Source organism: Mycobacterium sp. (assembly GCF_036488105.1).
Lineage (GTDB): Bacteria > Actinomycetota > Actinomycetes > Mycobacteriales > Mycobacteriaceae > Mycobacterium.
In genome coordinates, this window is the sequence record NZ_DASXHW010000331.1 from 1 (window position 1) to 13,284 (window position 13,284).

12 protein-coding genes and 1 tRNA gene are annotated in these 13,284 nt (G+C 64.1%); 4 read left to right on the plus strand and 9 right to left on the minus strand.

Going from position 1 to position 13,284, the window contains the following annotated elements; translation table 11 throughout:
* The 3 genes from VGH54_RS17515 to VGH54_RS17525 form a co-directional block, all read right to left on the minus strand.
* Positions 1-975: HTTM domain-containing protein (locus VGH54_RS17515; RefSeq protein WP_331513343.1), on the minus strand; the 975-nt coding region annotated here is incomplete at its 3' end.
* Positions 972-1,430 carry a hypothetical protein gene (locus VGH54_RS17520; protein WP_331513344.1) on the minus strand — a complete coding sequence of 153 codons (459 nt, stop codon included), beginning with the start codon at positions 1,428-1,430 and terminating at the stop codon, positions 972-974. The genes VGH54_RS17515 and VGH54_RS17520, both read right to left, overlap by 4 nt.
* A gap of 381 nt (positions 1,431-1,811) precedes the next feature.
* The gene (locus VGH54_RS17525; RefSeq protein ID WP_331513345.1) at positions 1,812-3,428 is read right to left on the minus strand and encodes an MFS transporter; all 1,617 of its coding nucleotides are present in this window, start codon (positions 3,426-3,428) and stop codon (positions 1,812-1,814) included.
* 200 nt (positions 3,429-3,628) lie between these two features.
* Here VGH54_RS17525 and VGH54_RS17530 point away from each other — a divergent pair, with 200 nt between their 5' ends.
* Entirely contained in the window at positions 3,629-3,769 is a 141-nt protein-coding gene (locus VGH54_RS17530) for a hypothetical protein (RefSeq protein ID WP_331513346.1), read from the plus strand.
* A gap of 312 nt (positions 3,770-4,081) precedes the next feature.
* On the opposite strand, the gene VGH54_RS17535 is transcribed toward VGH54_RS17530, so the two are convergent.
* From VGH54_RS17535 to VGH54_RS17560, 6 genes are all read right to left on the minus strand, one after another.
* A tRNA-Gly gene (locus VGH54_RS17535) sits at positions 4,082-4,155 on the minus strand.
* A 224-nt stretch (positions 4,156-4,379) separates the two neighbouring features.
* Complete coding sequence (locus VGH54_RS17540) at positions 4,380-5,102, minus strand: DUF732 domain-containing protein (protein ID WP_331513347.1); 723 nt, start codon at positions 5,100-5,102, stop codon at positions 4,380-4,382.
* Positions 5,103-5,394: 292 nt separating this feature from the next.
* Positions 5,395-5,982: a hypothetical protein gene (locus VGH54_RS17545; RefSeq protein ID WP_331513348.1), complete on the minus strand. Its 588-nt coding sequence runs from the start codon at positions 5,980-5,982 to the stop codon at positions 5,395-5,397.
* Between the two features lie 13 nt (positions 5,983-5,995).
* Positions 5,996-7,648 (minus strand): acyl-CoA synthetase, encoded by a 1,653-nt coding sequence (locus VGH54_RS17550; protein WP_331513349.1) that lies wholly within the window; start codon positions 7,646-7,648, stop codon positions 5,996-5,998.
* Positions 7,649-7,680: 32 nt separating this feature from the next.
* A complete protein-coding gene (locus tag VGH54_RS17555; protein ID WP_331513350.1) occupies positions 7,681-8,547 on the minus strand; it encodes an SMP-30/gluconolactonase/LRE family protein in 867 nt (288 codons plus the stop codon).
* Positions 8,547-10,781, minus strand: a complete 2,235-nt coding sequence (locus tag VGH54_RS17560) for an acyl-CoA dehydrogenase (protein ID WP_331513351.1) — start codon at positions 10,779-10,781, stop codon at positions 8,547-8,549. The genes VGH54_RS17555 and VGH54_RS17560 overlap by 1 nt, the downstream gene beginning before the upstream one ends.
* Before the next feature lie 221 nt (positions 10,782-11,002).
* Between VGH54_RS17560 and VGH54_RS17565 the strand changes: the two genes are divergently transcribed.
* The 3 genes from VGH54_RS17565 to dcd all read left to right on the plus strand — a co-directional run bounded on the left by VGH54_RS17565 (position 11,003) and on the right by dcd (position 13,254).
* A complete protein-coding gene (locus VGH54_RS17565; RefSeq protein ID WP_331513352.1) occupies positions 11,003-11,644 on the plus strand; it encodes a TetR/AcrR family transcriptional regulator in 642 nt (213 codons plus the stop codon).
* Positions 11,645-11,676: 32 nt separating this feature from the next.
* Positions 11,677-12,513, plus strand: a complete 837-nt coding sequence (locus VGH54_RS17570; protein ID WP_331513354.1) for an enoyl-CoA hydratase/isomerase family protein — start codon at positions 11,677-11,679, stop codon at positions 12,511-12,513.
* A gap of 159 nt (positions 12,514-12,672) precedes the next feature.
* Positions 12,673-13,254 carry a dCTP deaminase gene (gene dcd, locus VGH54_RS17575; protein WP_331513353.1) on the plus strand — a complete coding sequence of 194 codons (582 nt, stop codon included), beginning with the start codon at positions 12,673-12,675 and terminating at the stop codon, positions 13,252-13,254.
* Positions 13,255-13,284 lie beyond the last annotated feature (30 nt).

The following is a 13,284-nucleotide window of genomic DNA, read 5'->3' on the forward strand; positions in this document are numbered from 1 at the left end:
GTCCGAATTCTCGTTCTGATTCCTGGATTTCTGCCGACGTCGAGCAAGCGCCGCGACCAGCTTCCTCGCCAAGTCTTTGGCGCTACCCGGAAGACGCTCCACTATGTCGGGCGGGACGAACGCGAGGTAGAGGACGAACACGGCCAGGGTGAAAAATCCAACCGCGATGGTGATCATGATCATGGTGTGCATCACCACGCCCGCCGCTAGCACCCATGGCCGTAATCGCTTGTTCCACACCAGAATCCCAACCGACAGCTCGATGCCGAGCGTGCCCCAGGTGACGGCGTTCACCAGGAGCGCTCTGGTCGTAAACCAGTGCGGCGTGGGTAGCAGCAGCATGTCCGGCAGTCGCAGGGCGTAGGACACGGCGGTGCCCTGCGGCCACGCGTTGCCATTCAGCTTGGCCTGCGCCGACGCGAGATAGATCAACGACAGCTGCACTTGCATCAACCGCACCGGCCATTGTGGGCGCTGCTGCGCCGACCAGAACTTGCCGGCGCCGCGCAGTTGGTCGAGCGACAGTGCGGCGCCGCACGGCGAGATCGCAAGGAACAAGGCTTCGATGCGCACAGCGAGATCGCCGGTGTTGAACGCCCACGGGTCTCGATGCTCGAAGGACAAAATGAGCACGAACACCGTTAGCGCGGCCAGTCGGCTGTGCCAGCCGATCATCAGCGCGACCGAAGACACCAGTAGCAGGATCCATCCGATAAGCAGCAAATGGTCACTGGTCCAGATCGCGAAAACACTCCACTGATAGGCACTCTCAGGTTGCTGCGGCTCGACTCCGTGCTGGCCGAACAGCGCATACAGCTCAGGGAGCAGTGAGACCGCCCAGCCGATCGCCACCGCTCCGAACGCCATCCTGATCAGGCCGAGGGTGTATGCCGGCTGCGGTTGGAACCAAAACGTCCGCCAGGTCGCCACCGCGGTCGCCGGCCAACGCCGCTGGCGGCTTGGTGGCTCGCTCATCGGCCGCCGGCCAAGATTTCGTCGTACAGGATTTCCTCTGCGACCGTGCGGGGGCTGTCGGTCCCCGGGTCCGGGAGTAACTCGGTGCGCAGAACCATTTGCACCCGTGCGGCGCGCTCGGAGCGTTCGGTGATCTGATGAATTACCCAGTGCGCCATATCAACTCGGATCGCCGGCACCCGCACAAGATTTTCCTTCAACTTTTGCCAGTGATACCAGGCGAACGCTCCCAGCACCCGGTCGCCGCGGGGAGGCGTCCACACCCGCTCGACGCCATTGGTCATGGTGACACGAACCTCGACCAATTCCAGTCGCCCAAGCGGTTCCGGGGCGTACATCCGCCAGTCCTGCTCCAGCCCCGTCGCCACAGCGACCGGTTGTAGCACCGGTACGAGCCGTCGCTTGAATTCGGCGTCAGGCATGCTCCACACCACGCCGATCGTCAGCGCCAGCACTACCACGACGCTGATAGCGAACTCGCCGACTCGCGAATGCTCGAATCGAAGTCCGATGGTCGACAGCTTCCTGCGGTCCAGCGCAAGCTCCCTTCAGTCTGGTCGGCCGTTGATCAAAGAATCGTAGAAGGCTGGATGCAAATAAATGGACGTTCAGCTGCCGAAACAGCGGGCCAGCTATTGGCGATCCACGATGCCGATGCGCCGCGACGGCCGCTATCAGCGAAAGCCGAGTTGCCGGCGGCGGTCGCAAAACACCGACGATCTCCGACTCCGACATTGTGGCCGCAGCGAAAGTGTTGCGGCGCAGCCTGATCCCGCATCTCTCCTAAGCGATGCGCCGACCACCAGCCGAGTAGTGGGCGCCACATCGACGCAGACTCATCGGGGCACACGCCTAGCCAGGTAGTACTCGTGATGGCGGGCATTGTCGACGGTATAGCTGATCGCCCTGGTGACGCCCTGACTGTCGTAGTCCAGCCAGCGCTCGGTGCGTTGGAGCTCAAATTCGCTCCAGGACGCGACGGTAAACCGCTCGAGGAAGATGTCGGGTTGTCCGACGCTGTGATACAGCCGCCAGCTGTGGCCACCCGTCCGTAGCCGTGATCGCCTGACATTGCCCATCGACTGGACGAACTTTTCGCGATTCTCGGCCGGCACGTGGTAGCGGACGGCAACCAGTACCGGTCCGTCGTCTGGGCATGGCTCAAACACGAGCATCGGCGTCGGCCACGCATGGGAAACCTCGACGTTTATCTTGCCGGTGGCCGGCCGCAATGGCAGCACGGCAACGCTGAGGACGACAACGCCCAGCGCGGCCGCCGACCCGAGCAGCGCCACGTCGAGTCCCGCCCGCGTGGCGAGGGCACCCCACGCATACGCGCCGATCGCCTGAGATCCGGTGGCGACCAGCAGATACACCGACAACCCGCGGGCCCGAACCCAGCGCGGCAACGTCAGCTGGGCTGCTGCGTTCAAAGTGGTCAGCGTGATCAACCAGGCCATCCCCGCGATCACCAGGAAAGGTAGCGCCGCAGCGAACGGAAGCCACGCGACGGCCAGGATTGCCAGACCGTAGGCGGCGGCAGACGCCGCCAGCTGCAGGTTGTCAGAGAGTTTCTGGCGTATCACCCCGGCCACCGCCACAGCGAGTACAGCGCCCAAACCCACGGCCGCCACCGCCACGCCATAGCCACTGGCGCCCAGGTGCCAATTGCGGGCGGCGACCACCGGTAGCAGTGCCAAGAGGGCCGAGGCGGGAAACAGGAAAAGCGCTGCGTGCAAAAGGATTCTGCGAAATATCGGAGCGTTGTTGACGAACAGCAATCCGGTGACGATGGCCTGGCCGAAGTGTTCTCGTTCGAGTGGTGCGATCTGCTTGGGTCGTTTCCACACCAGCAGGGCAACGATGATTCCCGCGTACGAAAGCGCGTTGATTGCGAAGACCGCTGCGGGACCGGCCAATGCCAGGACCACGCCGCCGATCGCCGGTCCGATCGCGCGGGAGGCATTTCCCGAGACGCTGCCCAAGGTCGAGACGGCCGGTATCTGCTCGCGCGGGACCACCTCGGGCTGAATCGCCTGCCAGGCCGGGCCCGCGAGTGCAGAAGCGCAGCCTATGGCCACGGTGAACATCAACAGTGCTGTCGGGCTGACGCGATCGAGGTAGGTCAGCACCGCCAGGGCCAGCGCCACCAGTACCGCATACGTCTGCAGAACGATCAGTAACCGGCGCCGGTCGAACAGATCGGCCAGCACACCGGCGAACAACGCGAAAACCAGCGTCGGCCCAAGGCTCGCCGTCTGAACCAGCGCGACGATGACGTCACTGCTGTGCTTTTCCACCAAAAACCATTGGGCCGCCACACTTTGCATCCACGTCCCGATGTTGGAGACGAACGACGCGATGAACAGGTTGCGATAAATGGGATTGTGTAGCGGTGCCCACGGCGATGGTTGTTCGGCGTCGGCGTCGGCGTGCTCGTGAGTCTGAGTCACGGCCGAACTCTAAGACATCCGCACGATGCTCGGCGCGGCTTGGTACGGCCGGCAACGCGATGGCGACATATTCAAGTTCAGCATCAGTACGGCGAACACCCGTTGTTAAACGGAATTACTCCCTGCGTTCATACTTATCGAGCTGGTGTTTACCTTGAATCATATTGCTGTCACAGAGGATTCGGCGATAGTGTGGGCCCATGACTCAGACCAGCGCAATCATCCTTGACGGCGGCGGAGCCGGCGGCGGACGCATCCTCGGCGGCGGAGCCGGCGGCGGTCGCGGAGGCGGTGCCGGCGGCGGCCGTTACCTCGGTGGCGGTGCCGGCGGCGGCCGCTAAGGCCAAAAACCGCTTTCCCCTTACGATTGCGCCCCTTTGGTTTCCACGGCGGAATCGTAGACTATCTGCGTCTTAGGCAAGACCCGCTAGCCGGTTTTGCTTGCGCGTAGGCCCGTCGCGTTGTCGCGCGACCCGGTCGTCGTCGCGCGAGAAGCGAGTTCAGGCGCTGCGGTCGTCACGAGTTTGAATTGCTCAACTGGATCCCGGCAGGATCATCGGCGCGGTGATCTTCGCTCAGCAGATCGGGGTACGAACGGGGTACCGCCCGCAAATCTCAGCCCAGCGAACGGGCTGAATGCCTTGGCCGATTAGTGGAGCCGATGACGGGAATCGAACCCGCGTATTCAGCTTGGGAAGCTGATGTTCTGCCATTGAACTACATCGGCGATGTTGCTTGGGAAGGCTAGCATCCAACGTCACGGAGGCGAGCGGATGCGCTCGTCGCGTGCTGCTCTCCGATCGTTACCTCGGGGCCGAAATCGCCGCCGGCCGGTTGGGGATCGACCCGGCGCGACGCCAAGCAAAACCCATGCATTAGTGCTCGAAGAGGCGATGAGTAGGTGCTTCTCCTTGGTCGAGAAGACTGTCACGACTAAAAGAAGTTCGGAGCTTACGGGGCTAAGGCAATGTGGCCTTCCGGGAGTCGCGGTGCAGGTTGCGCTGGTACACCCCCGCTATCACTTCCACCCCCGTTGACCCCACTGCCGGCGCCTCCATCACCCGCGCCTCCCTGAGTTCCGGCCGCGGGAGGTTCTACCACCTTTGGCGGAGGCGGGGGCACCTGCTTCGGTGGGGGTGCTTCTTTCGGTGCCGGTGACGGTGCAGCGACAGGTGGTATCAGAAACTTGATCGCCGGCTCGGGTTGCGGCGGAATCTGCGGTGGGTTGGGAATCGACTGCCCGACGAGCGCTATGCGGTACTTTCCGCTCGACCCTGCGACAGAAGCCACCTTTCCCTGGTTCCCCGGACAGAAAGCTGTGACCGAGGCCCTGACGAATCGGACCATAGTGCGGTGGTACTGGCCGAGGTCATGAGAGGGGTCTTCGCCATAACCATGGTTCGCCAGTGTGTCTACCACCGCTGCCGCGGACTCTCCGCCGTCAAGTGCCTGACACACCTGGTGACCGTATTCGATGACAGACGGGATGTTGTCGTGGGCAGGAACACCCGCCCGAGCAAGCAGTGCCAGGAAGTTGTCGTCCTGACCATCTGCACTGGCCTGCGGTGCCAGTGCAATAGCGGCGCCGACCATTGATTCGGCGATCCCGACCAGTCGCACCCGCAGCATGTGGTTGTGCGACCGACGAGCGGCGGTCATCTGTATAGCATCCATAGTTCATATTAAAAACCCCTGGCGTTCATGTTATGGACACTTTGACTTAAGAATGGAATTTGTTCGCAGCACCAGTTGCGCGTTGGCGGGTTGGCCGCGCCAGCCAGCGGCGAGGACGTCGAATAGGTCGATCGCTTCCGTACCGCCGGCACCGACTCCGATCCGCGCAACGATCACTCGTGTGTCCCTGCAGGTGCACGAGTGGAACGCAGTTGTGCCCGCCGCCTAACGGTCTCGTGTCGCGATGGTCTGACTCATGCCAGGCCGGCCATTGACAACCACCGCAGGCCCATTACGTATCCGCTGGATGGTCTGCCTGGTGTGCTGCCATCAAACGGTGGCCGATGCCGTTGGGACCTGACGGGTCGTAGCACCGCACGGAGCTGAAAAATTCCTCGGTGGCACTGACCTCGGCAGCCGGAATCGCCGCTGCCGCAACGGCATGCGTCTTGAATGCGCGGGCCGCACCGCTGAGCCGATGTTGCATTCTGTGGACACGACCCTCGAGTGACGAGGGTATGGTCCCACCCCAGATGGTGACCTCGGTGGCACCTTGGTCTAGAAAATTAAGCACTTCGCGGCCTAGGAGCTCGTTGTGGTCAAACGCTTCGGATGCGATACCAATGGCCGCGGCTTCTCCTCGGTCACCGATGGTTGGGAATCCATGACCGGTCACCACCGTGGTGATGCCGAGAATCCGCAGCGGACGTAGGTCGCGCGGTTCGCTGACGGCCACGGTGACATCCCAACCGGCATGTATGCGGTCGCACATCCAACCACCCGCCGAGGCGACCAGCTCTCCAACATCGGAAGCAGCGACGAACAGTCGGTAGCGGGTATGGCTGGTCGTGGATAGCCGTACAACGCGTTGAGATCCCATCCCTCCCTCCTTCCTATCGGTCCGCTGCGGCGAGGGCCGCAGCCCATCGGTAGTCGGCTTTTCCTGCGGGCGAACGCATGATCATCGGGGCGCGGATGAATGCCTTGGGGATCTTGTAGCCGGCGATGCTGCTTTTGCAGGTGTCGATGAGTTCGTGGTCAGTGACGGACGTTTCGGTGTCCAGGGCGATGATGGCGACGGCTTCGCTGCCCCAACGCGGCGAGGGCCGGCCGACCACGACGACGTCGGTGACCGCCGGGTGCGCGGCGATGGCGCGCTCGACTTCTTCCACGTATATCTTCTCGCCTCCGGAGTTGATGGTGAGCGAGTCACGACCGAGAAGTTCGATGCGCCCCTCGGGCAGGAGCCGTGCGCGATCGCCGGGTACCGACCACCGGATTCCGTTCACGGTAGGAAAGGTCTGCGCGGTCTTGTCGGGATCGCCAAGGTAACCGAGCGGGATGAGATCGCGCCGAGCCAGCCAACCGTCTCCTTCGCCGGGGGCGAGAATTCTGTCGCGCTCGGGAGAAAGCACCGCGGTGTCGTGTTGAGGATTGAATGTCGCGGTCTCCGTCTGGGAATCTTTGTTGGAGAGCGTATTGAGCTGCATGCCCGACTCTGATGAGCCGACGCCGTCGATGATCGACACGTGCGGCAACGCGGCCATGATCCGATCGCGCATCGACGGTGACAGAGGTGCACCGCCGTTGGACACCGCGGCCAAGGCGGTCAAGTCGTACCGGCGCTGTTCGAGGGCCTCGACGAGGGGCCGCGCCATGGCGTCGCCCACCACCGGGATGCTGAGCACCTTCTCACGTTCGGCTAAATCCAACACCTCGTGAGCGTTGAGGCGATGCACGTCATTGGGAATCACGATGCGGCCCCCCATGGTGATGGCATGGAAGGCGCCCCACTGCGCGGCACCGTGGATGAACGGCGGCACCATCAACAGTGAGACCGCGCCTGCGGCTTGACGTGCGCGTTCGGCGAGTTCGGCGTACGAGGCAAGGGCGTTGTCGCTGCCGAAAGGACGTCCGCCCATTGCGGCCAGGAAGATGTCGTGCTGCCGCCACAGCACCCCTTTGGGCATGCCGGTGGTGCCGCCGGTGTAGAGGACGTACAAGTCGTCACCAGAGGGCTCGACCGATGCTACGGGTTGTGTTGCAGCGATGACGGTCTCGTAGTCGACGGCCCCCGACAGCAGGTCGTGGCCCGAGTCGTCGGCGACCTGGATGAGCACCCGCAGGTTAGGCAATTGTGTCCGAATGGCAGCGATGCGCGGTGCGAATTCTGCGTGATAGACCACGGCGTGCGCGTCGGCGTCAGCAAGCAGAAAGGTGAGCTCGTCCTCGACGTAGCGGTAGCTGACGTTGAAGGGCGCCACCCGAGCGCGAAAGCCGGTGATCATCGTTTCGAGGTATTCGGTCCCGTTGCGCAAATAGATTCCCAGGTGGTCCTGCCCGGATTCGTGACGCGCCAGCTGCTTTCGCTCGGTATGACAGCCGAGTTCCACCGTGCGCAGGTATGCGGCCAGGGCATCGATGCGGCGATCAACCTCGCCATATGTCAAGCGGCGTTCCCGCCATACCAGCATCTCTTGATCGGGGACAGCGCCCGCCACGGCTGAGAAGACCGAGGACAGGTTGAAGAGGGGCGGACCGTTCATCATCTTTCCTGGCATTGGTTGGGGGCAAGAACTTACGGGCGTCCGACGCCGGGAGTGGCGACTCGAAGCCGCAGGATGCGCCCCGTCGGCTGCTCAGTGGTGTCGGACTTGTGCCATGCGTCGGTGACGCAGATGTACAGGCTGCGGCGGTCGTGGTCGCCGAGGACGCAGGCCAGCACGAACTGTCCGAGGTGGTGTTCGTCGGTGATAGCCCCGTCGTGGACGCGAAACACGCGTTTATTGATCGAATCGGCCACCCAACGGCCGCCCTGTTCGTCGAGGCATATCCCGTCGGGGGCGCAGAACGGCACGGCTGCGGTGGCGGGTAGTGGCTCGATGGCGCGGTCGGACAGCACACCGTGGCGAAGAGCGAATCTGGTCAGCCGGGCCCCCCCGGATTCCGCGACCACAACAGTGCTTTCGGTGTCGTCAACGGCGATGCCATTGGGCACCATCAGGTCGTCGGCCGCTGTGCCTATGGTGCCGTCCGGGTCGACGCGGATCACGATAGTGGGCCGGAGTTCGGGCTGCGCGTCGAGGTCGAAGCCGAGCTGGGTGACGAACGCCGTGCCATCAGAGGTCACGATCATGTCGTTGACCTGATGTGGTGCAAGCGGTTTCAGGTCGGCGTGCACGGTGGCACGTCCGTCGGCGATCCGGTAGATGATGCGTTTGGCCATGCCGGCGACCAGCAGATCCCCGTTGGGCAGCCAACCAAGGCCCGCGGGTTCCTCCCCGGCAGGGAATCGGTGGACGAGCGAGACGGTGCCGTCGTCGAGGCGGTGCACGGAATCACCGCGGATGTCGGAGAACCACAGATGTTCGTCGTGCCAGCGGGGACACTCGGGCATATGCAGCCCGCTGGCCACCACGTCGATGATCGGGTTGCGTTGGCTCATCAGCGTCGGGGCAGACCGAGGACAAAAGTTGCGATCGTGTTCAACTGAATCTCCAGTGTGCCTCCGCCGATCACCCAGGTTGGTATATCGAGTTCGTGAAATACGGGCTCACAACAGGTTTCGCTGAGGGCGCCCAGTGGCCCGATGAGGTTCAACGCGGCCGCGGCGGCGTCGACGTGCAGCATCGAGGCTGCGGCCTTGCCGACGCTGGTGGCTGGTCCTGGCTGCTGGCCCTGTAGTCGGCGCAACGTTTCGCGGAGATTCATCGCGGCGATCGCCGCGCCGCGGGCGCTGATGCGGCCGAGGGTGCGCAACGCGTCATCGGGTGTTCCGGCGTATTGCCCGTCGGTGATGATGCGGCGGATGCGGGCTTCGTTGCCGGTGTCGCGGTAGGTGCCGATGAACAGTCTTTCCTGGGCGAGGGTGTCGATGGTGAGCGCCCAGCCCTCGCCGGGTTGTCCGAGCAGCATCGCGTCGGGCACGAACGCATCGTTGAAGAAGACTTCGTTGAACTCTGCCTCGCCGTTGGCTTGTTTGATGGGCCGCACGTCGAGCTTCGGATTGGTCATGCCGATCAGGAACATGCTCAGGCCGCGGTGCTTGGAATCCTCGGCCCCGGTGCGCGCCAGGCACAATCCCCAGTCGGCGAGGTGGGCTTGGGTGGTCCAGATCTTCTGGCCGCTCAACAGCCATCCGCCGTCGGTTTTGGTCGCGCGCAACGTCAGTGACGCGACGTCGGAGCCGGCGTCGGGTTCACTGAAGAGCTGACACCAGATCAGCTCACCGCGCAGCGATGGTCCGGCCAGCGCCTCGATCTGGCCGGGAGTACCGTGCTTGAGCACGACCGGCAAGACCCATTGGCCGATCGCCATTGACGGCTGCTCGAGGCCGCGGCGGTCGAACTCCTCCTGCACGATCAGCTGCTGCAGCGGGTTGGCGTCAAGTCCCCACGGGCGCGGCCAGGACGGGGCGACCAGTCCGCGCTCGGCAAGCAGAGTGCGGCGCGGGCCGGTGGCCACCGCATCGTTGTCCCCCATCGGCGACGGGTGCGGGTTGGACAGTGCCGCAGCCTGATCAAGGATCCCTGCCACCCACCGACGGAAATCTTCTTCGGCATCTGGCAAGGTCACGGTGAAGTCCCGCGGACCGTCGACTGCGGCCTCGCCGAGTCGCGTCTCCCACGACTCCACCGGTCCTGCCAGCCCGGCCAGCGCGATGGCTCGACGCCAGTACAGGTGTACATCATGTTCCCAGGTGAACCCGATAGCGCCATGTAACGCAAGGCATTCCACCGCCGCGTGCACGGCCCGGCCTAGCGCCGTCACGGCGGCGCCCGCGACGGCGTGACGGCGCTGTTTCGCGGTGTCGGCAATACCTCGTACACCGTCCCACGCCGCGGCCGTGGCCAGCTCGCTCGTGATGCGCAGCTGTGCCGCGCGGTGCTGAACCGCTTGAAACGCCCCGATGGGTCTGCCGAATTGGGTGCGCGACTTGACGAATTCGGTCGCGGCATCCGAGCACCAGGCGATGATCCCGGCGGCCTCAACGGCCATCATCGCCACGACGATGTCGGCGGCTTGATCGGCGTCGATGCCGCTCAGCCGTACCGCGTCGGTGACGTCGACGTCGCAGAACCGAACGACTGCAAGGTCGCGTCCTAGGTCGACGCCATCCTCGACAGCGACGTCGATGCCGGCAGCTGGCCGCTCGACCACAAGCCAAAGTGGCGCGTCATCGGAGGCATGAGCAGCGTGCGCCGCCACAACGAACAGCTCGGCCGATGCTGCGCCCAACGTCGCGGCGCTTTCGCCACCAAGCCGCGTCGTGCCGTCATGCTCGCTGATGTTCAGAGACGATTCAGGCCCAAGCACGGCGGCGGTAGCTCCGGCGGCGAGACGCTTCAGGGTGCCGATGCCGGCGGCGTTGTGCTCTGCGGACGATACGACCGCGCTGGCACACACAGTCGGCAGCAGCGGGCCGGGAAGCAGGGCGCGGCCGGCTTCACCGATGACCACCGCGATGTCCGCTATGGAGCCGCCCTCACCGCCCACCTCCTCGGGAAGGTGCACGGCATGCAACCCCAGGCTGATCAGCTCCAGCCAATGATCCGGACGCTCGCCTGCCTTGAGCTTCACCGTGTCTTTGCGGGTGGACTCCCGTGCGTCATGGCGCTCGGCGAAGCCCGCGACGGTCTGCGCGAGTGCGCTCTGGTCATCGTCGAGTGCGACAGGCATCGGGCCTCTTCGGTGTTGTGGGGATCCGGTTCGACCCATCGATGTCCCGGCGACAAGCCGTGCCCATCATTGAGGTCTCCTTGATTCAGCCGCTGAGGTTTGTGCGGACCGGTGCCGCATGGTGGCTGCGGTACAAGGTCGATCGCTGCTAGTCGCGGATCGGCCGCACATGTATCATAACGATCTTAATGAAAATCACAAGTCCCACCTACGATGAGCCGATGACGGTACCCGAAGGAAAGCTCAAGGCTGGTCGACGCCCGAACCGGCGCAGTGAGGCGTCGCGTAAGCATGTCCTCGATGTCGCCCTGCGCCTCCTGGCCAACGGTGGGCCCGAGACGGTCAGCGTCAAATTGGTCGCCAAAGAAGCTGACGTCACGTGGGGCACAGTCCAGTATCAATTCGGCGACGCCGACGGATTCTGGGCCGCCGCGATCCGGCACATCCTCGATACCGCGGGCCCGCGTGTGTGGGGCCGCCCATCGGCCGGATCGGTCGAAACGCGGGTCGCCGAAGTCATCGATCTGCTCTGGAACGCATTCGACTCGCCGTACAACGCCGTGGTGACCAATCTGCGCACTGCGCTGGCCAAAGACCGGATCGAGCTCGAACGGCACTACCCCCGCACCGCCCAAGCACTCGATGCGCTGGAAGACAACTGGGTCGCGCAGTTTCGTGAGTTCTTCGATGGCATCACCGTCGACCCGCGTCACGCGCGCCAAGTCAGTGCGTTGCTGCCCGCCGCGCTTCGGGGTCTGCACGCCGAGCGCACTTTCGGGTCGCATCTCAACATCGACGACGCGCTGAACGGCCTTCGCGAGGCGATCACTCTCTACATGACCCCGAGCCCGCGCAAGAACTAGGCGCACTGCCAACATCTAGGAGGAGATTGACGTTGCAAGGTCACCGCGTCACCGAGTTGGAACCAGGCATCGTCCAGCTGGAGCTGAGCCGCCCGCACCGACGTAATGCCTTGAGCAGCAACGCGGTCGCTGAGTTGCATCGCGAAATCGACCGGATCGGTGGCGATCCAGCCATCCGGGTGGTGATCCTCACGGGAGAGGGCGCGTCATTTTGTGCAGGCGCAGACATCAAGGCCGGCCCCACTGATTCCGATGCGACGGAGGGCACCGCCATTGGGTCGCTATTCGGCTCGGCCCGCAGTGACTTGGTGCGCTCGTTTGCCGCCCAGGAACTCATGGCCAGCCTGTTCGAGAAGATCCACCGGTTGCGCCAACCTGTCGTTGCCGCCATCAATGGACACGCACACGGTGGCGGATTCGCGCTGGCACTGGCCTGCGATATCCGCATCGCCAGCCGATCCGCGAGCTTCGGTGCCGTCTTCATCAAGCGTGGTATCTCGGCGTGCGACATGGGGACCAGTTACTTTCTGCCACGCCTCGTCGGCGCCGCGCGTTCGGCTGAGTTGCTGCTCACCGGACGGGTCTTCGATGCCGCCGAAGCGCACGAGATGGGACTTGTGATCGACGTCGTCGACGAGGCAGACCTGTTAGAAACGGCCCGTCGCACCGCACGCCAAATCAGCGAGAACAGTCCGTTGGCGGTGTGGATGACCAAGGAAACGATGTGGCAGACCCTCGATGCACCCAGTCTGCGCCAGGCCCTCGACATCGAGAACCGCACGCAGATCATGTGCACCACCAGCGGTGAAGCGGCCACCGCTTTCCGGGCATTCGTCGAACGCCGACGACCCGAATGGTCGCCGCTGTGATATCAAGAAGGGGTTTATGAATCTTTCGTTCGCGTGGTTCGGCCGGATACCATCTGCAAACTGATCGTTGCGCGTTGGCGGGTTGGCCGCGCCAGCCAGCACCCGCATCGCATCGCTCATCGACATCGCCGTCGGCGGGGGAGCGGCTACGCTCGTCGCGTGCTGCTCTCCGATCGCGACCTCAGAGCCGAAATCGCCGCTGGGCGGTTGGGAATTGATCCCTTCGACGACGCTTTGGTGCAGCCGTCGAGCGTCGACGTTCGACTCGACACTTTGTTTCGGGTTTTCAACAACACGCGGTACACCCACATCGACCCCGCGCGGCAACAGGATGAGCTGACCAGCCTGGTGGAACCGGCTGAGGGCGAGCCGTTTGTGCTGCATCCCGGCGAGTTCGTGCTCGGCTCCACGCTGGAGACGTGCACGCTGCCGGAGGATTTAGCGGGACGGCTGGAGGGCAAATCGTCGCTCGGGCGCCTGGGCCTGCTCACCCATTCCACCGCCGGCTTCATCGACCCCGGTTTCAGCGGGCACATCACACTGGAGCTGTCGAACGTGGCGAACCTGCCGATCACTCTGTGGCCCGGCATGAAGATCGGCCAGCTGTGCCTGTTCCGGCTGTCCAGCCCGGCGGAGAACCCGTACGGCAGCGCCAGGGCCGGCTCCCGCTACCAGGGTCAACGCGGCCCTACCCCGTCCCGGGCCTACCTCAACTTCCACCAGGTCAACACCCTGCGCTGACGTCGGTGCGCAACCGGGTTGCGCCTGGCC